Source organism: Kosakonia oryzendophytica, assembly GCF_027886705.1.
GTDB lineage: Bacteria > Pseudomonadota > Gammaproteobacteria > Enterobacterales > Enterobacteriaceae > Kosakonia > Kosakonia oryzendophytica.
Map to the genome: position 1 here is coordinate 4,247,838 of NZ_CP115659.1, position 22,383 is coordinate 4,270,220.

Below are 22,383 nucleotides of genomic sequence, written 5' to 3' on the forward strand. Positions count from 1 at the left end.
GACGGAGCACGGAGGCTCCCTTAACTATCGCTGTTTCAGGAATTCGCGATAGGCGGCCACCACCTGAAGAAAATCCTCTACGCCGCACAGCGACAGGCTCTCTTCATCGTAATAGCTCATCCCTTCTTCCATCTCATCGCCGGAAAATTCAAGCTGGTTGGCGCGCACCATCACCTCTTCGCCATCCATCCACAGCGTATATTCATGCCCGGCACGTTGCCAGGAGCGCTCGCTGCCCTTCACCGTTTTCGCCGCCTGCTCCACTTCATCCAGTAAGGCCAGGTTCTCTTTCACTTCTTCATTAAACCAATGCCCGACAGCTTCGTGGCCCATCGACATTCGCACCTTCACCATGCCGGTGACATCACGCAGAAATTCGTAATCCATAATCGCTTCCTCCTGCCGGCCTGATGGCCCGCCTATGCTGTAATTATCGCAGCACACTGCCAGAAAAAAAGCATACTAACGGGAAGCAACGAAAAATATCCGTGCGAAAGCGCTTCGCCTGCGCAGAAATCATCCGCCGGGTTGCTGTGGCGCAGAAGACGCATAATGATGGCGGCGATAGCCGCGTTTTCGACATGTCAGTCATCGACATTTGATGCGCTTAAAAAGCGATTTTTTGCAGCGCGAGGGGAAAGAAAAAAGCCACCCCGAAGGGTGGCTCTGGTACTCAGACCGCGGTCTGGAAAATCACACCATCTGCTTTCTCAGTGTACTGATTAAGCTGGTCGAAGTTCAGGTAGCGGTAGGTGTCTGCAGCGGTTTTATCCACCTGCGACATAAAGTTAAGGTACTCTTCCGGCGTCGGCAGTTTACCGGTCAGCGCAGCAACTGCTGCCAGCTCCGCAGATGCCAGGTAAACGTTCGCCCCGGTACCTAAACGGTTCGGGAAGTTACGGGTGGACGTGGATACCACAGTCGAACCGTCCGCCACACGCGCCTGGTTACCCATGCACAGGGAGCAGCCCGGGATCTCAATGCGCGCACCGCTCTTACCGAACACGCTGTAATACCCTTCTTCCGTCAACTGTGCGGCATCCATACGGGTCGGCGGCGCAACCCACAGGCGGGTCGGCAGCTGGCCTTTATGGCTGTCCAGCAGTTTACCGGCGGCACGGAAGTGGCCGATGTTCGTCATGCAGGAACCGATAAAGACTTCATCGATGCTCGCACCCTGCACGTCTGACAGCAGACGCGCGTCATCCGGATCGTTCGGCGCACAGAGGATCGGCTCTTTGATGTCCGCCAGATCGATGTCGATGACCGCCGCGTACTCTGCGTCAGCATCGGCTTCCAGCAGTTGAGGATCCGCCAGCCATTTTTCCATGCCCTGTACACGACGTTCCAGCGTACGACGATCGCCGTAGCCTTCGGAAATCATCCACTTCAGCAGCACGATGTTCGAGTTCAGATACTCGATAATCGGTTCTTTATTCAGTTTGATGGTGCAACCGGCAGCCGAACGCTCAGCAGAGGCATCCGTCAGCTCAAACGCCTGCTCGACTTTCAGATCCGGCAGACCTTCGATTTCGAGGATGCGGCCAGAGAAGATGTTTTTCTTCCCTTTCTTCTCAACGGTCAGCAGGCCTTGTTTGATGGCATACAGCGGGATGGCATGCACCAGATCGCGCAGGGTAATACCCGGCTGCATTTTGCCTTTGAAGCGCACCAGCACAGACTCCGGCATATCCAACGGCATAACGCCAGTGGCGGCAGCAAACGCCACCAGGCCAGACCCCGCCGGGAAGGAGATACCGATCGGGAAACGGGTATGCGAGTCACCACCGGTACCGACGGTATCCGGCAACAACATACGGTTCAGCCACGAGTGGATTACGCCGTCGCCAGGACGCAGGGAAACACCGCCACGGTTCATAATGAAGTCCGGCAGCGTATGATGTGTGGTCACATCCACAGGCTTCGGATAGGCCGCCGTGTGGCAGAAAGACTGCATCACCAGATCGGAAGAGAAGCCCAGGCATGCCAGATCTTTCAGTTCATCACGGGTCATCGGACCGGTGGTGTCCTGAGAACCCACGGAGGTCATTTTCGGTTCGCAGTAAGCACCCGGACGGATACCGGCCACGCCGCAGGCGCGACCTACCATTTTCTGCGCCAGCGAGTAGCCGCGGCTGCTTTCCGCCACGTCTTTCGCCTGACGGAACACATCACTGTGCGGCAGACCCAGCGCTTCGCGCGCTTTGGTTGTCAGCCCACGACCGATGATCAACGGGATACGGCCACCGGCGCGCACTTCGTCGATCAACACGTCGGTTTTCAGCTCAAAGCTGGCCAGCAGTTCGCCGGTTTCATGGTTGCGAACTTCACCTTTGAACGGATACACGTCGATCACGTCGCCCATGTTGAGGCTGTTCACATCCACTTCGATAGGCAGCGCACCCGCATCTTCCATGGTGTTGAAGAAGATAGGCGCAATTTTACCGCCGAGCACCAGACCGCCGCCGCGCTTGTTCGGCACGTTCGGAATGTCATCGCCCATAAACCACAGTACGGAGTTGGTGGCGGATTTACGGGAAGAACCGGTACCGACTACATCGCCGACATAGGCCAGCGGGAAACCTTTTTTCGCCAGCGCCTCGATCTGTTTGATCGGGCCAACAACGCCTGGCTGATCCGGCTCAATGCCTTCACGGGCGTTCTTCAGCATCGCCAGCGCGTGCAGCGGGATATCCGGGCGGGACCAGGCATCCGGTGCCGGAGAGAGATCATCAGTGTTGGTTTCGCCGGTAACTTTAAATACCGTCACGGTGATTTTGTCGGCCAGTGCCGGACGGCTCAGGAACCATTCTGCGTCGGCCCAGGATTGCAACACCTGTTTCGCGTAGGCGTTGCCCGCTTTGGCTTTCTCTTCCACATCGTAGAAGTTGTCGAACATCAGCAGCGTATGGGACAGCGCTTTAGCGGCGATCGGCGCAAGTTTGTCGCTATCCAGCGCATCAATCAGCGGGTGAATGTTATAACCGCCCTGCATAGTGCCCAGCAGTTCAATGGCTTTTTCAGGGGTGACCAGTGGGGAGGTGGCGTCGCCTTTAGCGATGGCAGCAAGGAAACCCGCTTTGACATAGGCGGCTTCATCAACGCCTGGCGGGACACGGTTAGTCAGCAGATCAATCAGGAATTCTTCTTCGCCAGCAGGCGGGTTTTTCAGCAGCTCGACAAGGCCTGCCATTTGGGTTGCATCTAATGGTTTTGGCGCAATCCCCTCAGCGGCACGTTCAGCTACGTGCTTACGGTATTCTTCTAGCACGACGGTTCTCCTCGCTCTCATTGTCATAATGCGGCAGGCGTTTCTCTTCACTCTCCTGTGAGACAGCAGTTTGTAGGGTAAATCCGCGAACCGCGTTCGGCAGCATAGCAGGATTTACGGGGGGTGTTAATCTGTTTACAAAAAAGCAACATAAAAAATTAGCTGAATCGTTAAAGGCGGAATAAAGCAGAGGACAGGCGGTTTTTAGGGAACAGAATCGACGGCATAAAAAACAAAAAACGGCCCCAAAGGACCGTTTTTATGACGTTATTGTGACAGCGTTCGTAGCAAGGAAACCACATTGTTGCGTGTGTATTGCTCCGGGTTAACGGTCTGATCAACCAGTTCTCCCATCACATATTTTTTCACCGTTTCGCGGTTATTCACCTGCTCGTGATGCCCCACACTCGCCAGTTGCCCACGCGCGGTGTAATTGAGGGTAGTACTGCTCTCGTCATCATTTTCCAGCAAGTGGTAATAGTAGTTCTGCGAGGACTTCATGCCGTTCAGCGACAGCGGGAAAGAGGGGTCTAGCGCTTGATGCCAGGCGGCGCTGGTATGGCTTCGCGCAGTCTGCTTCAGGGTTTTTGACCCATCACTGGCGACGGCCTCTTCAGTCGTTTGCGAAGCCTGGTAGGAAAAACGATCTTTCTCTTCTTCATGCAGCGGGTTGATGGATTTTTCCGTTTGCGTCAGTGATAAAGAGAAGTCATTCAGCCCGCTTAGCTGCGATTTACCATTGTCGCCGACGCGAATATCCGCCACGCCCACTTTTAATGACTCATCGTTTGCCGTCGTGGTATTTAACGCGCGGAATACCGACTTCAGCGCTTCCATCTGCGCCCGATCACCGTGACCGGCAATGCGCGCTTTATCAAACTTGCTGTCGTAGGCATTCAGCGCACTTTGCTGCTGTGCATAGTCGCCAGACAGCCCGGATTGAGAAAGATCGCTGCTCATCTTCAGCGAGAAATCCTTATCTTCATAGGCTATCCAGCGCTCTTTCATGTCCGCATGGAAATTGAGTGATTGCAGCGATGTGTCGCCAGTACGCATATCCGTTTTTAAATCCACGGATTTGAGCACACTGCTATCAAACTGCGTTAACCCCTTCACGTCGACTTCAGGCGGGTTGCGGCCCAGCCCTGATAACGTTTTTTGCAACGACTCACCCAGTTTGGCGACAGCATCAGCTTCGTCATCATTCAGACTGTCGCCTTCCGTTTTGACCTCCACCGCCATGCCATCGTCCTGCTGGGTCATGATCAGATGAACGGTGGAGCCAGATTGCGTGACGATATCCAGCGTGATGGCGGATTCATTTCCACCACTCCCGTTCATCGCGACGCCGGAGAGCGCCTGGGTGAAATCGGCGCGATTTTCTTTCAGGTTACTGAGCAGCACGCTGCCCAGACTGCCGAATGCGGAAACAGAGTTGCTCCCCTTTGCAGACTGCATCAATTCCTGGATTGTGGCATTGTTTTGCAGAGAGGGACTGGCGCTGATTTTCTTTGGCGACAGGCTATATACTGCGGCGATTTCCGCGGTCTGGCTGCCAAACATCACTTTTGCCGATGCCGTTGCACCCGCAGAAGTGGTGTTACTGCTGGCGGTACGCGCCGAGGTGTTCACTGTGGACGATGGGGTAACACGCGCCGCAGAAGAGAGCGACGATAGGTTGAGGCCGTTGATCATGACGATAAAACTCCTTCTCTCGCCGGGAATGGTCGACAGAGGGTAATATCGGCAAAATCTGCGTAATATTTATACCCTGGCAGTGAAAGTCTCTACCCGCTCACGAAAACGGCGAAAAAAAAACGCCTCCGAAGAGGCGCTTTAACGTGGCGAAAATTTATTTTTTCTTCGCTTTCGGGTTCGGCAGGTCAGTGATGCTGCCTTCGAACACTTCTGCCGCCAGACCCACGGATTCGTGCAGGGTCGGGTGAGCATGGATGGTCAGCGCGATATCTTCAGCGTCGCAACCCATTTCGATCGCCAGTCCGATTTCGCCCAGCAGCTCACCGCCGTTGGTACCGACAATCGCGCCACCGATAACACGGTGCGTCTCTTTGTCGAAAATCAGTTTGGTCATACCGTCTGCGCAATCAGAAGCGATAGCACGACCAGACGCTGCCCACGGGAAGGTGGCAGTTTCGTAGCTGATGCCTTTCTCTTTCGCTTCTTTCTCGGTCAGACCCACCCATGCCACTTCCGGCTCGGTGTAGGCGATAGACGGGATAACTTTCGGATCGAAGTAATGTTTCTTACCGGCGATAACTTCGGCGGCCACGTGGCCTTCGTGCACGCCTTTGTGCGCCAACATTGGCTGACCGACGATATCGCCGATAGCAAAGATGTGCGGCACGTTGGTACGCAATTGTTTATCAACACGGATAAAGCCACGGTCGTCCACTTCCACACCGGCTTTACCTGCGTCGAGGTTTTTACCGTTCGGCACACGGCCGATGGCCACCAGCACGGCATCGTAACGCTGCGCTTCAGACGGGGCCTTTTTGCCTTCCATGGAAACATAGATACCGTCTTCTTTCGCTTCAACGGCGGTCACTTTGGTTTCCAGCATCAGGTTAAATTTCTTGCTGATGCGTTTGGTGAAGACTTTAACGATATCTTTGTCAGCAGCCGGGATAACCTGGTCGAACATTTCAACCACGTCAATCTCTGAACCCAGCGCATGGTACACGGTACCCATTTCCAGACCGATGATACCGCCACCCATAACCAGCATACGCTTCGGTACGGATTTCAGTTCCAGTGCGTCAGTGGAGTCCCATACGCGTGGATCTTCATGCGGGATAAACGGCAGTTGAATCGGACGGGAGCCCGCCGCGATGATTGCATTGTCAAAGTTGATCACGGTTTTACCGTTTTCGCCTTCAACTTCCAGGGTGTTCGCCCCGGTGAATTTACCCAGACCGTTAACCACTTTAACTTTACGGCCTTTCGCCATCCCCGCCAGACCGCCGGTCAGCTGAGTGATAACTTTCTCTTTCCAGGTACGAATTTTGTCGATATCGGTTTTCGGCTCGCCAAAAACGATGCCGTGTTCAGCCAGCGCTTTGGCTTCTTCGATAACTTTTGCTACGTGCAGCAGCGCTTTAGAAGGGATACAACCCACGTTCAGACACACACCGCCAAGGGTGCTGTAACGTTCAACGATGACGGTTTCCAGACCTAAATCAGCGCAACGGAAGGCAGCAGAGTAACCTGCCGGGCCTGCCCCAAGTACCACGACCTGAGTTTTGATTTCAGTACTCATCATGACCTCTTATTGATTTCCGGCGGTCAGGGGTACTTCATGTCGCCCTTCATCCACCGGGACGTTCTATCCGCCCGCAGTTTACAAAAATGTTAACAATTTTGAAACAACAAACGGCAAACGATTTGTCCTTTGCCCCTGATAACCCCATAAGCAGTATGAGATTAGCAGAAAAAAGCCGGCCGTCAGGCCGGCTTTTTCGATTACATCACCAGACGGCGGATGTCAGACAGCATATTGTTGATGATGGTGATAAAGCGCGCACCATCCGCACCGTCAATCACACGGTGGTCGAAGGAGAGCGAAATTGGCATCATCAGACGCGGTACGAACTCTTTACCGTTCCAGACCGGCTCCATGGCTGATTTGGAGACACCGAGGATAGCCACTTCCGGCGCGTTAACAATCGGCGCGAAGTGGGTAGTACCCAGGCCACCGATGCTGGAGATGGTGAAGCAACCGCCCTGCATTTCGCCAGCAGTCAGCTTACCGTCACGCGCTTTTTTCGAGATCACCGTCAGTTCACGTGACAGCTCAGTGATGCTCTTCTTGTTCACGTCTTTAAAGACCGGAACAACCAGGCCGTTCGGGGTATCCACCGCCACACCAATGTTGATGTATTTTTTCAGCGTCAGACGCTGTGCATCTTCAGACAGCGAGCTGTTGAAGCGCGGCATTTGTTCCAGTGCAGCAGCGACCGCTTTCATGATGAAGACAACCGGGGTGAATTTCACATCCAGTTTGCGCTTCTCAGCTTCGGCATTCTGCTGTTTACGGAACGCTTCCAGATCGGTGATATCGGTCTTATCGAAGTGCGTAACGTGAGGGATCATCACCCAGTTACGGCTCAGGTTAGCGCCAGAAATTTTCTGGATACGACCCAACTCGACTTCTTCGACTTCGCCAAACTTGCTGAAGTCCACTTTCGGCCACGGCAGCAGACCCGGCAGAGAACCACCGGTTGCGCCGGCAGCAGGTGCAGATTCAGCGCGTTTAACCGCGTCTTTCACATAATTCTGAACGTCTTCGCGCAGGATACGGCCTTTACGACCGGTGCCTTTCACTTTCGCCAGATTCACACCGAATTCGCGCGCCAGGCGACGGATCAGCGGAGTGGCATGGACGTAAGCATCGTTTTCTGCGAAGTCGGATTTACCTTCTGCTTTCGCCGGAGCGGCAGCCGGTTTCGCCGCCTGAGCAGCCGGGGCCGGGGCAGCGGCAGCAGGTGCAGCAGCCGGAGCCGCAGCAGGCGCAGCGCCTTCCACATCGAATACCATGATCAGAGAGCCAGTGGAGACTTTGTCGCCCACGTTCACTTTCAGCTCTTTCACGGTGCCTGCGAACGGTGCCGGAACTTCCATCGAGGCTTTGTCGCCTTCTACGGTGATCAGCGACTGCTCAGCGGAGACTTTGTCGCCCACTTTCACCAGCACTTCGGTCACTTCAACTTCATCGCCGCCGATATCCGGTACGTTGACGTCTTTCGGGCCAGACGCAGCTGCCGGTGCGCTCGCCGCAGCCGGAGCTGCCGCTTGTGCCGGAGCCGCAGCCGGTGCTGCACCCGCAACGTCGAAGATCATGATCAGCGAGCCGGTAGAGACTTTATCGCCGGTGTTGATTTTGATCTCTTTTACGGTGCCCGCGAACGGTGCCGGAACTTCCATCGACGCTTTGTCGCCTTCAACGGTGATCAGGGACTGTTCTGCAGCCACGGTATCGCCGACTTTCACCAGGATCTCGGTGACTTCAACTTCGTCACCGCCGATATCCGGGACGTTAACTTCTTTGGCTGCCGCAGCGGCCGGGGCTGCTGCTGGCGCGGCGTCTTTCTTCGCTTCTGCCGGAGCAGGTGCAGCGGCTGCTGCACCTTCGGCGGAATCGAAAATCATGATCAGTTTGCCGGTCTCGGTTTTGTCGCCAACAGAGACTTTGATCTCTTTAACAACGCCAGCCTGCGGAGACGGGACTTCCATAGAGGCTTTGTCGCCTTCTACGGTGATCAGCGACTGTTCAGCTTCAACTTTGTCGCCCACTTTGACCAGGATCTCGGTGATTTCAACTTCATCAGACCCGATGTCCGGTACATTGATTTCGATAGCCATTATCTCTTTACCTCTTACGCCAGACGCGGGTTAACTTTTTCTGCATCGATGTTGAATTTGGTGATGGCTTCCGCTACCACTTTCTTGTCGATTTCGCCACGTTTAGCCAGTTCGCCCAGTGCTGCAACGACCACGTAAGAAGCATCAACTTCGAAGTGGTGACGCAGGTTTTCACGGCTGTCGGAGCGACCGAAGCCATCCGTACCCAGTACGCGGTAATCATCAGCCGGTACATAAGTACGAACCTGCTCGGCGAACAGTTTCATATAGTCAGTAGACGCTACAGCCGGAGCATCGTTCATCACCTGGGCGATGTACGGTACACGCGGGGTTTCCAGCGGGTGCAGCATGTTCCAGCGTTCACAATCCTGGCCATCACGCGCCAGTTCAGTGAAGGAAGTTACGCTGTAGACGTCAGAACCGACGCCGTAATCTTTCGCCAGGATCTGTGCTGCTTCACGCACGTGACGCAGAATAGAACCGGAGCCCAGCAGCTGAACTTTACCTTTGCTGCCTTCAACGGTTTCGAGTTTGTAGATACCTTTACGGATACCTTCCTCGGCGCCTTCCGGCATCGCTGGCATGTGGTAGTTTTCGTTCAGCGTGGTGATGTAGTAGTAAACGTTCTCTTGTTTTTCACCGTACATACGCTCCAGGCCATCGTGCATGATGACAGCCACTTCGTACGCGTAAGACGGGTCGTAAGAGATACAGTTCGGAATAGTCAGCGATTGAATGTGGCTGTGACCATCTTCGTGCTGCAGACCTTCACCGTTCAGGGTGGTACGACCGGAGGTACCGCCAACCAGGAAGCCGCGAGCCTGCTGGTCGCCTGCCTGCCAGCACAGGTCGCCGATACGCTGGAACCCGAACATGGAGTAGTAGATGTAGAACGGAATCATCGGCAGGTTGTTGGTGCTGTAAGAGGTCGCAGCCGCCAGCCAGGATGCGCCAGCACCCAGTTCGTTGATACCTTCCTGCAGAATCTGACCTTTTTCGTCTTCTTTGTAGTAAGCAACCTGCTCACGGTCCTGCGGGGTGTACTGCTGACCGTTCGGGCTGTAGATACCAATCTGACGGAACAGACCTTCCATACCGAACGTACGCGCTTCATCGGCAATGATCGGAACCAGACGATCTTTGATCGATTTGTTCTTCAGCATCACGTTCAGGGCACGAACGAAAGCGATAGTGGTGGAGATCTCTTTGTTCTGCTCTTCCAGCAGCTGAGAGAAGTCTTCCAGAGCCGGCAGATCAAGTTTCTCGGTGAAGTTCGGCTGACGTGACGGCAGGTAGCCTTTCAGCGCCTGGCGACGTTCGTGCAGGTATTTGTGCTCTTCAGACCCTTCCGGGAAGGTGATGTAAGAGAGGTTTTCAACCTGCTCGTCGGTGACAGGTACATTGAAACGGTCGCGGATATAACGCACGCCGTCCATGTTCATTTTCTTCACCTGGTGAGCGATGTTTTTACCTTCTGCGGTATCACCCATGCCGTAACCTTTGATGGTGTGGGCGAGGATAACGGTCGCTTTACCTTTGGTTTCACGCGCTTTTTTCAGTGCAGCGTAAATTTTCTTCGGATCGTGGCCGCCACGGTTAAGCGCCCAAATCTGATCATCAGTCCAGTCAGCAACCAGCGCTGCGGTTTCCGGGTATTTGCCGAAGAAGTGCTCACGCACGTAAGCGCCGTCTTTGGATTTGAAAGTCTGGTAGTCGCCGTCAACGGTTTCGTTCATCAGTTGGATCAGTTTGCCGCTGGTGTCTTTACGCAGCAGTTCGTCCCAACGGGAACCCCACATGACTTTGATTACGTTCCAGCCAGCACCGCTGAAGATGCCTTCCAGTTCGTTGATGATTTTGCCGTTGCCGGTAACCGGGCCATCAAGACGCTGTAAGTTACAGTTGATGATGAAGCACAGGTTGTCCAGTTTTTCACGGGTTGCGATGGTGATAGCGCCTTTAGATTCCGGCTCATCCATTTCACCGTCGCCCAGGAAAGCGTAAACGGTTTGTTCAGAAGTATCTTTCAGGCCACGGTGTTCCAGATATTTCAGGAATTTCGCCTGGTAGATAGCGCCAATCGGGCCCAGACCCATGGATACGGTCGGGAACTGCCAGAATTCCGGCATCAGTTTCGGGTGCGGGTAAGACGACAGCCCTTTACCGTGAACTTCCTGACGGAAGTTATTCATCTGCTCTTCAGTCAGACGACCTTCCAGGAACGCACGCGCGTAGATGCCCGGAGAGATATGGCCCTGGAAGTACACCAGGTCGCCGCCGTCTTTCTCGTTGCGGGCACGGAAGAAGTGGTTGAAGCAGACTTCATAAACAGTCGCAGAAGACTGGAAGGAAGCCATGTGGCCGCCCAGTTCGAGGTCTTTTTTGGACGCACGCAGAACGGTCATGATTGCGTTCCAGCGGATAGCTGAACGAATACGGCGTTCCAGTTCCAGATTGCCCGGGTATTCCGGTTCATCTTCAACGGCAATAGTGTTTACATAGTTGCTCGCCCCTGTGCCAGCTGCCACTTTCACGCCGCCTTTGCGGGCTTCAGAAAGGAGCTGGTCAATCAGATACTGAGCACGCTCAACACCTTCTTCACGGATGACCGATTCGATCGCCTGTAGCCAGTCGCGAGTTTCGATCGGATCCACGTCATTTTGGAAACGTTCTGACATGGGGGGTATTCCTTATCTATCTAATACGTTGATTTGTCTGGAACCTGTCCCATTGCATTCTCATCATGACTGAACAACAAAAGTGCAATAAGACAGGTTCTGCGTTTAGTTGCCGCGCGCTAAAGTTTGGCGCTGGTGTTACAACTCTTCCGGTACAAACTGCACCAGAAAATATTAATTCTTTCTCTGCTCCAACCGACGAAGCGAGCGTTCACGACGGCTCTGCTCGCGGCTGCGATCCAGCAAAATCTCTTCAATAAACGCCAGGTGACGATGCGACGCTTCGCGCGCTTCTTCCGGTTGCCCGGCCATGATCGCCGCGAAAATACTGGAACGGTGACTGCTAACCAGCGGGAGCATCTCACGGCGTGCGTACAGCAATTCGAAGTTCTGACGAACGTTTTGCGCCAACATGGGCTCCATGCAGCGTAGCAGATGCAGCAGCACCACATTATGCGCCGCCTCGGTGACGGCAATTTGATACTGCACGACAGCATCGGACTCAGCATCCAGATCGCCCGACTGCTGCGCCAGCTCAATCGCCTGATGCAGTTCGCCAATACGTACCTTGTCTTCATCGGTGCTACGGAGCGCGGCGTAATAGGCGGCAATGCCTTCCAGCGCGTGGCGAGTTTCAAGCAGGTCAAACTGGGATTCGGGATGATCGGTCAGGAGCTCGACCAGCGGGTCGCTAAAGCTCTGCCACAGACTGCTCTGGACAAAGGTTCCACCACCCTGACGACGAAGCAGCAAACCTTTCGCTTCGAGCCGCTGGATGGCCTCACGCAGTGAAGGACGAGAAACATCGAACTGTTTAGCCAGCTCGCGCTCTGGAGGCAATTTTTCACCGGGACGTAATGTCCCTTCAAGAATCAAAAACTCCAGTTGTTGCTCAATCACATCGGAGAGTTTTGGTTGGCGGATTTTACTGTAGGCCATTGTTCCTTGTCTCTACCATTCGCCCAGAGTCAATTGGTCTTACCAATTTCATGTTCGTGACGCTAAAGTAACAAAGTATTCACCTTATGTCCATACAGGTTTTGATTGAAATCAGGAAACCACGCACATTTTAACAATGTTACAGAAATGACGTTTCAAAGATGTAACCTTGCACAAATGACCCGTTTACCACGAAAGAGGCAGTTTTAACTTTCCTGAAACGATAATTAAGGCATATGAACCGATTCAGTTAATAAATAACTGAATTTATATTCACATAAATTGCATAATTTATTAGTTTTACTTAAGAATGGTTACAGGCGGGTTACTGACAAATGGTTTCTTTTTCACCAGGTCGTCATTAGACCTTCATAAAGCAGATGCATTCCCCGGCGCTTACCACTATTCTGAGCCATACGAAAGGGATGGACGAAAATTCGCTTCAACATTTCGTAAACTAAAAACTACAAAAAATGGAATTTATCGCTTACACGCAAACGACAGCGTATACATAACAACCACACACGAGGTTTCATAATGGAAGGTCAACAGCACGGCGATCAGCTAAAGCGCGGCCTTAAGAACCGCCATATTCAGCTTATCGCGCTGGGCGGTGCTATCGGGACTGGCCTGTTTCTGGGTAGCGCGTCAGTCATTCAGTCCGCGGGTCCGGGTATTATTCTGGGCTACGCCATTGCCGGTTTTATTGCATTTCTGATCATGCGTCAGCTCGGTGAAATGGTCGTGGAAGAGCCGGTTGCCGGTTCATTCAGCCATTTTGCCTACAAATATTGGGGGAGCTTTGCCGGTTTTGCTTCCGGCTGGAACTACTGGGTGCTCTATGTGCTGGTGGCCATGGCGGAACTGACCGCCGTGGGTAAATACATTCAGTTCTGGTGGCCAGAGATCCCAACGTGGGCTTCCGCTGCCGCCTTCTTCGTCATCATTAACGCCATTAACCTGACCAACGTAAAAGTGTTTGGGGAAATGGAGTTCTGGTTCGCCATCATTAAAGTCTTCGCCGTGGTCGCCATGATCGTCTTCGGCGGCTGGCTGCTGTTTAGCGGCAGCGCCGGCCCGCAAGCGACCGTGCGTAACCTGTGGGAACAGGGCGGCTTCCTGCCGCACGGTTTTACCGGACTGGTGATGATGATGGCTATCATTATGTTCTCTTTCGGCGGCCTGGAACTGGTGGGTATTACCGCCGCTGAAGCCGACAACCCGGAACAGAGCATTCCCAAAGCCACCAACCAGGTCATCTACCGTATTCTGATCTTCTATGTGGGCTCGCTGGCGGTACTGCTCTCGCTGCTGCCGTGGACGCGCGTAACGGCGGATACCAGCCCGTTTGTGCTGATCTTCCATGAACTGGGCGATACGTTTGTAGCCAATGCGTTGAATATTGTGGTACTGACCGCTGCACTGTCGGTGTACAACAGCTGCGTTTACTGCAACAGCCGTATGCTGTTCGGTCTTGCGCAACAGGGTAACGCACCAAAAGCGTTGCTCTCTGTGGATAAACGCGGCGTGCCAGTGAACACCATTCTGGTCTCAGCGGTCGTGACGGCACTGTGCGTACTGATCAACTACCTGGCGCCTGAGTCAGCATTCGGTCTGTTGATGGCGCTGGTGGTATCCGCACTGGTGATCAACTGGGCGATGATCAGCCTCGCGCACATGCGTTTCCGCCGTGCGAAACAGCTGCAAGGTGTGACGCCGCGCTTCCCGGCGCTGTTCTACCCGTTAGGCAACTGGATCTGCCTGCTGTTTATGGCTGCGGTGCTGGTGATCATGTTGATGACCCCAGGTATGGCTATCTCGGTATGGCTGATCCCGGTATGGATTGTGGTTCTTGGCGTGGGTTACATGCTCAAACAGAAAAACGCTAAAGCCGTAAAAGCGCATTAATCCTTATCCTCTTACCCCTTTCCCGCCCGGGAGAGGGGTATTATCACTGTGTTACCTTCCTCACACTTTCTTTTACATAGCCATTTTGTCCATCACTGTGGCCTTATCCTGCTGCGCAAAGTCAAATTTCCAGGCAAATAATTCTTCCACATCTCAATGGGAGAAGCGGCAATGGACAACAATAAGCTGTCTGTTAAAGAGAAGATTGGCTATGGCATGGGCGATGCCGGATGTAACATCATTTTTGGCGCCATCATGTTGTTTGTTAACTACTTCTACACGGATATCTTCGGCCTCGCCCCTGCACTGGTCGGGGTATTACTGCTGTCGATTCGTGTAATTGATGCGGTGACAGATCCTTTAATGGGTGCCCTCGCCGACCGTACGCAAAGTAAATATGGACGTTTTCGCCCATGGCTGTTGTGGATAGCTTTGCCGTATGCCGTTTTCAGCGTATTAATGTTCACCACCCCCGACTGGACCTATAACAGTAAGGTGATCTACGCGTTTATCACCTACTTCCTGCTGTCGTTGACCTATACCGCGATCAACATTCCCTACTGCTCCCTGGGCGGTGTGATCACCAACGATCCGAAAGAGCGCGTTGCCTGTCAGTCGTACCGTTTTGTGATGGTCGGTATCGCTACCCTGCTGCTCTCTTTGACGCTGCTGCCAATGGCAGAATGGTTCGGCGGTGCAGACAAAGCCAAAGGCTACCAGATGGCGATGACGGTGTTGGCATTCATTGGTATGTGTATGTTTTTGTTCTGCTTTGCCACCGTGCGTGAACGTATTCACCCGGCCGTTCCCACCAATGACGACCTGAAAAAGGACTTCAAAGACGTGTGGAAAAATGACCAGTGGGTGCGCATTTTGTTGCTGACGCTGTGTAACGTTTGCCCCGGCTTTATCCGCATGGCGGCAACCATGTACTACGTCACCTGGGTGATGGGAGAAAGCACCCATTTTGCTACTTTATTTATCAGCCTTGGCGTGGTGGGCATGATGTTCGGCAGTATGCTGGCGAAAGTGCTGACTGACCGCTGGTGCAAACTGAAAGTCTTCTTCTGGACCAATATCGTGCTGGCTATTTTCTCCTGCGCGTTCTACTTCTTTGACCCACACGCCACGACGCTGATTGTGGTGCTCTACTTCCTGCTGAATATTCTGCACCAGATCCCCTCACCGTTGCACTGGTCGTTAATGGCTGACGTGGACGATTACGGTGAATGGAAAACCGGGAAACGCATTACCGGCATCAGCTTCTCCGGTAACCTGTTCTTCCTGAAAGTAGGGCTGGCGATAGCCGGCGCAATGGTAGGCTTCCTGCTCTCGTGGTATGGCTACGACGCAGGCGCCAAACAGCAAAGCGACACGGCAATTAACGGCATCATGCTGCTCTTTACCGTGATCCCTGGCGTCGGTTACCTGATCACGGCAGGCGTCGTCCGTTTACTGAAAGTCGACCGCGAAACGATGAGACGGATTCAGGACGATCTGGAAAAACGCCGGATTAACTACCATGAACTGACCGAACGTCAGCATGTGCCGTCTGGTGACAACGTAAGGAAAGCATAATGAGCACCTGGCCGAACCCGTTTATTGAACAACGCGCTGACCCGTATATTCTGCGCCATGACAATGTTTACTACTTTGTCGCCTCGGTGCCGGAGTATGACCGGCTGGAAATCCGCCGCGCCAGTACGTTGGAAGGGCTACGCCAGACGGCCGGTGTGGTGGTATGGCGTAAACCGCAGACCGGGCCAATGAGCGAGCTTATCTGGGCACCGGAGCTGCATCATATTGATGGGAAATGGTATCTCTATTTTGCCGCCACATGGACGAAAGCGCTGGATGAGCTGAACATGTTCCGACACCGCATGTTCGTTCTGGAGTGTACCGACGCCGATCCGCTAACCGGTCGGTGGGTTGAAAAAGGTCAGGTGAAAACGCCGTTTGATACCTTCGCGCTGGACGCGACCACCTTTGTCCATCAGGGGAAACGCTGGTATCTGTGGGCGCAAAAAGCGCCGGATATTGCGGGTAATTCGAACCTCTATCTGGCGGAAATGGAAAATCCGTGGACCCTCAAAGGCGAACCGGTGATGTTAAGTAAACCGGAGTTCGACTGGGAGTGCAGGGGTTTTCTGGTGAATGAAGGCCCGGCGGTACTGTTCCACGGCGACAGGCTCTTTATCAGCTACTCCGCCAGTGCCACCGATGAAAATTATTGTATGGGACTGTTATGGATTGATATCGCTGCCAATCCACAGGATCCGGCCAACTGGCATAAAGCGCCGCAGCCGGTATTCAAAACCAGCTATGAAAACCATCAGTATGGCCCCGGGCATAACAGCTTTACACAGACACCGGAAGGGGAAGACGTGCTGGTATACCACGCACGCAATTACACCGACATCGAAGGTGACCCGCTCTACGATCCAAACCGCCATACCCGCCTGAAGCTCGTTCGTTGGCAAGAAAACGGGATGCCTGACTTCGGCATCCCACCTGCGGACCATGCGTGATACGACGGCGCGCTGACTACATCAGCGTGCCGTAAATGGTCAACAGTGCCACCACAACCACCAGCACCAGCGACGTTTTCTTCGCCATCGACACAGCCGCTTTTGGCGTTTCAACTTTATCCAGATGCGGCTCGCGCGCCAGTGAGAATTGCGCAAGGCGGGTCAGCACCTGATACTGCGATGTGTGGCGATCGCCAAGAGAGGCAAACCAGGCTGGCAAGGCTTTCTCGCCATGCCCCACCAGCGCGTACACCACCCCCGCCAGACGTACCGGCACCCAGTCCAGCACATGCAGGATCGCATCAATCCCGGATTGTTGACGCTCAGTTGGCGTCTGATAGCGCGCCAGCCATGATTGCCAGGCGCGTAAAAAGGCATATCCCGCCAACAGCACCGGCCCACAGGAAGCCCCGACGATCAGCCAGAACAGCGGCGCAAGATAAAAACGGAAGTTGATCCATACGAGCGCGTTTTGCAGCTCGCGCAAAAAATCACGCTCATCACACCCCGGAGGCACACCGTGGATTAACGTCAATTCATTGGCCATCGCGTTATGGGCGTGGCTGTCGTTACGCGCCGCAGCTTTAAGATAGGCGTGGTAATGCAATCGGACTTTCCCCGCGCCAATGCACAACAGACTAATAAGGATCCACACCACCAGCAGCGGAACATTGAAAAACAATCCCGACAGTGCACGCAGGATCAAAAAGGTAACCAGCATCACCAGTGCCGCCATCAGCAGCGTTCTTAACATCGAATAGTGTGTTACCCGCCGGAACAGCCCTTCCAGACGGTGATCCAGTTGCCAGTGTTCTCCCAGTTTAAACAACCGTTCTGCTGCCAGCACCAGCAGCATGGTGAATAACGTCATGGCATCTCCTTTTCTGACAAACCGGCGACCAGCGCACGAAATCTCGCCCAGTCAAAAGCTGGTCCGGGATCCGTCTTGCGCACAGGGGCAATATCACTGTGCCCGGTCATATTGTCGGCAATCGACGGGTAAAGCTCAATCACCGTTCGTGTCACTTCCGCCAGTTGCCGATATTGCGCATCGGTATAGGGCAGCGTGTCCGTGCCTTCCAGCTCAATGCCAATCGAGAAATCATTACAGCGTTCCCGCCCCTGCCAGGATGAAACGCCTGCATGCCAGGCGCGTTTATCAAAAGGCACATATTGCACAACCTCGCCATCACGGCGGATCAGGCAATGTGCGGAAACACGCAGGTGAACAATCTCAGCAAAAAAGGGATGGGCGTTGGCATCCAGAGTGCCGGTAAACAGCGCATCTATCCACGGGCCACCAAACTCGCCGGGAGGTAGGCTAATATTATGTACCACCAGCAATGAAGGTTGCTCATCGTCCGGGCGGCAATCAAAATGGGGAGACGGTACATGCCGCGCTTCCACCAGCCAGCCCTTGCGTAGCTGCATAAGGAACTCCTTTTAGAGGATGGTGCTGAAACACGCTTCAGAGTAGCATGTTTGCGCTGTGTACCGTAATGGCATCCCCGAACAAGACATAGCCTAACTTTGTGATTCGTTACCTTTTTTGGAGTTTATCATGCCGCCTCGCCGCTATAACCCCGACCTTCGACGTGACGCACTGCTCAAACGTATCGAACTGGATATCCCTGTCGCCGTCGCCCAGGCATTGCGCGAAGATTTGGGCGGAGAAGTCGACGCGAATAATGACATTACCGCGCAATTGTTACCGCCAGAAAACCGCTCGCATGCGGTGATCATTACCCGCGAAGACGGCGTTTTTTGCGGAAAGCGTTGGGTGGAAGAAGTCTTTATTCAACTGGCAGGCGATGATGTGACGCTTACCTGGCACGTTGCCGATGGCGATACTCTTCATGCCAATCAACCCTTATTCGAACTTGAGGGGCCGTCCCGCGTGTTACTGACGGGCGAACGCACCGCTCTCAATTTTGTGCAAACCCTGTCAGGCGTCGCCAGCGAAGTTCGCCGCTATGTCAAATTGCTGGACGGCACAAAAACTGAGTTGCTGGATACGCGTAAAACCCTGCCGGGCCTGCGCACAGCGCTAAAATATGCCGTCCTGTGCGGCGGTGGTGCCAATCACCGTCTTGGTCTTTCCGACGCCTTTCTGATCAAAGAAAACCACATTATTGCCGCGGGTTCCGTACGCCAGGCAGTGGAAAAAGCTTTCTGGCTGCATCCGGATGTGCCGGTAGAAGTGGAAGTAGAAACCCTCGAAGAACTCGACGATGCGCTCAAAGCGGGTGCCGATATCATCATGTTGGATAACTTCGATACCGACCAAATGCGTGAGGCCGTGAAGCGCACCAACGGCGAAGCACGGCTGGAAGTTTCCGGCAATGTGACGCAGGAAACCCTGCGTGAATTTGCTGAAACCGGCGTTGACTACATCTCTGTAGGCGCACTGACCAAACATGTGCGCGCCCTCGACCTGTCGATGCGTTTTCGCTAATCCCACTTGCATAACTAAACGGGCCGCAGGCCCGTTTTTTTTGCGCCCTTCCTCTCAAACAATGTGTTGCGCTCTGCAAGCCTGTCAAAAAAGCAGGAAGGCGCTTTCCCGAAGTCCCTTTTGCACCTCGCCGTCCCCGTAACGTGCTGACAAAGTAGCGGCTCTACACAAGGAGCCAGAGATGAACAAACAACAAGGATTTACTTTAATCGAGCTGATGGTGGTAATCGGCATTATCGCCATCCTGAGCGCTATCGGCATTCCCGCTTATCAAAATTACCTGCGTAAAGCTGCACTGACTGACATGTTGCAAACCTTTGTTCCTTATCGCACCGCCATTGAGCTGTGTGCGTTGGAACGCGGCGGCATTGACAATTGTGATGCCAGCAACAATGGCATACCAGCCCCGACCACCACGCGTTACGTCGCCGCCATGAGCGTTGCAAAAGGCGTGGTCTCACTGACCGGACAGGAAAGCCTCAACGGACTCAGCGTAATCATGACGCCGCAATGGAGCGATGCCGAGGGTATGAAGGGATGGGCGCGAAGCTGTAATACAAATGCAGACAGCGCATTGCAACAGGCCTGCGAAGATGTTTTTCGCACCGGACGTCCGTAAGGAGCCGTGATGAAACACGATAAACTGATTGCGCTCTGTCAGCGTCATAACGCCGCATTGCTCAATTGCGCAGACGACGTTCTGACCATTGCCGTGGTGGATAATCCCAGCCCCATGTTAATGGAATCACTCAGCTTTGCCATCCAGCAACGAGTCGATATCCGTTGCTGGACGCAAGATCAAATGGACAAGCATCAACAAATGGCAGTGCAAACTCACCCCCCGGCACAGGGGGAAGAAAGCAGTGCCGCAGCGGAAATTCTCGATCAAACCCTGAAACAAGCGTTGATCTTACGGGCATCGGATATTCATTTCGAGCCCGGAGAAACCTGTTATGCCATACGGTTACGCGTCGACGGCGTTTTACACCCGCTCTCTCCCCTTTCCTGCAATTTAGCCGCTACGCTGACCGCAAGGCTGAAAGTGCTTGGCAATCTTGATATCGCCGAACGTCGCCTGCCGCAGGATGGACAGTTCAGTGTGGAACTCTCCGGGCAATCGATCTCATTTCGTATCGCAACGTTGCCTTGCAGACACGGTGAAAAAGTGGTGCTACGTCTGTTGCATCAGGTTAGTCAGGCCCTGGATCTGGCTGCACTCGGTATGACGGATGCTCAACTGGCACTCTTTACCGCAGCGTTGGCGCAACCTCAGGGGCTGTTGCTGGTGACAGGCCCGACAGGCAGCGGAAAAACCGTAACGCTCTACAGCGCGCTGCAAAAACGAAACAGACCGGAGGTCAACATTTGCAGCGTAGAAGATCCCATAGAGATCCCTCTGGATGGGCTGAATCAGACGCAAATCAATCCTCGCGCTGGGCTGACATTTCAGGGCGTACTACGCGCCATGCTGCGCCAGGACCCGGACATTATTATGGTTGGTGAGATCCGTGATGGCGAAACAGCGGAGATTGCTATCAAAGCATCGCAAACCGGGCATCTGGTTTTATCGACATTGCACACAAACTCCACCAGCGAAACGCTGGTGCGTATCCAGCAAATGGGGGTGGCACGCTGGATGATCTCCTCGGCGCTATCACTGGTCATCGCCCAGCGGCTGGTACGTAAACTTTGCCCCCATTGCCGGAAACTGACCACGGAAAATACCCGACTCCCCGGCAACCTGTGGCCTCGACCGTTACCTCGCTGGCGCGCAGAAGGGTGTGATCGGTGCTATCACGGCTTTTATGGGCGAGTCGCCTTGTTTGAAGTGCTCTCCATTACCCGCGATGTCCGCCAGGCCATTACCAGTGGTCAAAGTGCGGCCGAAATCGAACAGTGCGCCCGTGCGGAGGGAATGACGACGCTGTTTCAGCATGGCTGCCTGGCGGTGGAACAAGGATTGACGACGCTGGAAGAGTTGGTGCGCATATTGGGTTTACCAAATGACGACTAAATACCTCTGGCAATGGTCCGGAATCGATAACGCAGGGGCATTACAACAGGGTGCGCACTGGAGCGAAAATCGTAATGCCGCAATGCAAACACTCTATCACCGGCAGATCCATCCCCTGACGCTCAAGCGCAGGCCGGTAAGACGTTCACTGTGGCGTGCGGAACATGGCTGTACGCTCCTGCGCCAGCTTGCGACATTGTTGCAGGCGGGGCTCACCTTACCGGAAGGCTTGTTGTTGCTGGCACAGCAACATCCAGCCAGGCAATGGCAGGCATTGTTGCACCATCTGGCGCAGGCGCTGGAACAGGGAGAAACCTTTTCAACAGCGCTGCGCCAGTGGCCAGAAGTTTTTCCTCCACTCTGGGCAGCGATGGTCCATACCGGTGAGCTAACAGGAAAGCTGGATGAGTGCTGTTTTAAACTGGCCAGCCAGCAACAGGCACAGCGAGCGCTGGCGTTGAAAGTAAAAAAGGCGCTGCGTTATCCGCTCATTATTCTTTCTCTGACCGCGGCAATCGTGGTTGCAATGGTGTATCTGGTGCTGCCGGAGTTCTCGGCTATCTACCAGACGTTCAATACCCCCTTGCCTGGGCTGACGCGGGGAGTCATTGCCGGCGCTACACTGATGCAGCAAGGCGCTCTGCCATTATCAGCACTTACGTTGCTAGTGGTATGTACGATGACCTTACTGCGCCGTCAGATGAAATGGCTGCACTACCGGCAGCGTCTGCTGCTCCGCTGCCCTGCTGTCGGTAAACTGGTGCGTGGACAACGGCTGAGTCAGATATTTACCGTGCTGTCACTCACACAACGTTCTGGAATCACCTTCTTGCAAGGGCTGGAAAATGTCAGGGATACCTTAACCTGCCCTTACTGGCGAGACGTGCTGCAACAGGCACACCAGGATATCACCCTCGGCGCGGCTATCTCTACGGCGCTGGCAAAGAGTGGCAACTTCACCCCGTTGTGTATTCAGTTGATCCATACCGGGGAGATCTCCGGGGCGCTGGATACCATGCTGGAGAATCTGGCGCGGCATCATAGTGAACAGACGCAGCATCAGGCAGATGAACTGGCTTCCGTATTAGAACCGCTGCTACTGGTGGTGACGGGGTTAATTATTGGCGTGCTGGTGGTAGCCATGTACCTGCCTATCTTTCATCTTGGCGATGCGATGGGCGGTACAGGTTAATGCAGGCGCAGCACAGTGC

Annotated in this window: 16 protein-coding genes; 7 read left to right on the forward strand and 9 right to left on the reverse strand. The window is 54.0% G+C overall.

Annotated features, from left to right (window positions below):
* Window positions 1-24 precede the first annotated feature (24 nt).
* The 7 genes from yacL to pdhR all read right to left on the reverse strand — a co-directional run bounded on the left by yacL (window position 25) and on the right by pdhR (window position 12,267).
* Window positions 25-387, reverse strand: a complete 363-nt coding sequence (gene yacL / locus O9K67_RS20525) for a protein YacL (protein ID WP_061497644.1) — start codon at window positions 385-387, stop codon at window positions 25-27.
* 286 nt (window positions 388-673) lie between these two features.
* Window positions 674-3,271, reverse strand: a complete 2,598-nt coding sequence (acnB, locus tag O9K67_RS20530; RefSeq protein WP_088237395.1) for a bifunctional aconitate hydratase 2/2-methylisocitrate dehydratase — start codon at window positions 3,269-3,271, stop codon at window positions 674-676.
* Window positions 3,272-3,538: 267 nt separating this feature from the next.
* The gene (locus O9K67_RS20535) at window positions 3,539-4,966 is read right to left on the reverse strand and encodes a hypothetical protein (protein WP_082794186.1); all 1,428 of its coding nucleotides are present in this window, start codon (window positions 4,964-4,966) and stop codon (window positions 3,539-3,541) included.
* Between the two features lie 157 nt (window positions 4,967-5,123).
* The gene (lpdA, locus tag O9K67_RS20540; protein ID WP_061500180.1) at window positions 5,124-6,548 is read right to left on the reverse strand and encodes a dihydrolipoyl dehydrogenase; all 1,425 of its coding nucleotides are present in this window, start codon (window positions 6,546-6,548) and stop codon (window positions 5,124-5,126) included.
* A gap of 203 nt (window positions 6,549-6,751) precedes the next feature.
* On the reverse strand, window positions 6,752-8,650 hold the full coding sequence (aceF, locus tag O9K67_RS20545; RefSeq protein WP_061497648.1) for a pyruvate dehydrogenase complex dihydrolipoyllysine-residue acetyltransferase: 1,899 nt from the start codon (window positions 8,648-8,650) through the stop codon (window positions 6,752-6,754).
* Window positions 8,651-8,664: 14 nt separating this feature from the next.
* The gene (aceE, locus tag O9K67_RS20550) at window positions 8,665-11,328 is read right to left on the reverse strand and encodes a pyruvate dehydrogenase (acetyl-transferring), homodimeric type (protein ID WP_061497649.1); all 2,664 of its coding nucleotides are present in this window, start codon (window positions 11,326-11,328) and stop codon (window positions 8,665-8,667) included.
* Between the two features lie 174 nt (window positions 11,329-11,502).
* Window positions 11,503-12,267 (reverse strand): pyruvate dehydrogenase complex transcriptional repressor PdhR, encoded by a 765-nt coding sequence (gene pdhR / locus O9K67_RS20555; RefSeq protein ID WP_061497651.1) that lies wholly within the window; start codon window positions 12,265-12,267, stop codon window positions 11,503-11,505.
* Window positions 12,268-12,801: 534 nt separating this feature from the next.
* On the opposite strand from pdhR, the gene aroP reads away from it, so the two are divergent.
* The 3 genes from aroP to O9K67_RS20570 all read left to right on the forward strand — a co-directional run bounded on the left by aroP (window position 12,802) and on the right by O9K67_RS20570 (window position 16,703).
* On the forward strand, window positions 12,802-14,175 hold the full coding sequence (gene aroP / locus O9K67_RS20560) for an aromatic amino acid transporter AroP (protein WP_088237393.1): 1,374 nt from the start codon (window positions 12,802-12,804) through the stop codon (window positions 14,173-14,175).
* 171 nt (window positions 14,176-14,346) lie between these two features.
* Window positions 14,347-15,753, forward strand: coding sequence for a glycoside-pentoside-hexuronide (GPH):cation symporter (locus tag O9K67_RS20565; protein ID WP_061500183.1), 1,407 nt, complete (start codon window positions 14,347-14,349; stop codon window positions 15,751-15,753).
* Entirely contained in the window at window positions 15,753-16,703 is a 951-nt protein-coding gene (locus O9K67_RS20570) for a glycoside hydrolase family 43 protein (protein WP_061497656.1), read from the forward strand. The genes O9K67_RS20565 and O9K67_RS20570 overlap by 1 nt, the downstream gene beginning before the upstream one ends.
* Before the next feature lie 16 nt (window positions 16,704-16,719).
* On the opposite strand, the gene ampE is transcribed toward O9K67_RS20570, so the two are convergent.
* Window positions 16,720-17,574 carry a beta-lactamase regulator AmpE gene (gene ampE / locus O9K67_RS20575; RefSeq protein ID WP_061497658.1) on the reverse strand — a complete coding sequence of 285 codons (855 nt, stop codon included), beginning with the start codon at window positions 17,572-17,574 and terminating at the stop codon, window positions 16,720-16,722.
* The gene (ampD, locus tag O9K67_RS20580) at window positions 17,571-18,134 is read right to left on the reverse strand and encodes a 1,6-anhydro-N-acetylmuramyl-L-alanine amidase AmpD (RefSeq protein WP_061497660.1); all 564 of its coding nucleotides are present in this window, start codon (window positions 18,132-18,134) and stop codon (window positions 17,571-17,573) included. Before ampD ends, ampE begins: the two co-directional genes overlap by 4 nt.
* Window positions 18,135-18,264: 130 nt before the next feature.
* Between ampD and nadC the strand changes: the two genes are divergently transcribed.
* The 4 genes from nadC to hofC all read left to right on the forward strand — a co-directional run bounded on the left by nadC (window position 18,265) and on the right by hofC (window position 22,364).
* Entirely contained in the window at window positions 18,265-19,158 is an 894-nt protein-coding gene (gene nadC, locus O9K67_RS20585; RefSeq protein ID WP_061497663.1) for a carboxylating nicotinate-nucleotide diphosphorylase, read from the forward strand.
* A gap of 181 nt (window positions 19,159-19,339) precedes the next feature.
* Window positions 19,340-19,777: a prepilin peptidase-dependent pilin gene (gene ppdD / locus O9K67_RS20590; RefSeq protein WP_061497665.1), complete on the forward strand. Its 438-nt coding sequence runs from the start codon at window positions 19,340-19,342 to the stop codon at window positions 19,775-19,777.
* Window positions 19,778-19,786: 9 nt separating this feature from the next.
* On the forward strand, window positions 19,787-21,172 hold the full coding sequence (gene gspE, locus O9K67_RS20595; protein ID WP_061497667.1) for a type II secretion system protein GspE: 1,386 nt from the start codon (window positions 19,787-19,789) through the stop codon (window positions 21,170-21,172).
* A complete protein-coding gene (hofC, locus tag O9K67_RS20600; protein WP_061497669.1) occupies window positions 21,162-22,364 on the forward strand; it encodes a protein transport protein HofC in 1,203 nt (400 codons plus the stop codon). The genes gspE and hofC overlap by 11 nt, the downstream gene beginning before the upstream one ends.
* The last annotated feature ends 19 nt before the right edge of the window (window positions 22,365-22,383 follow it).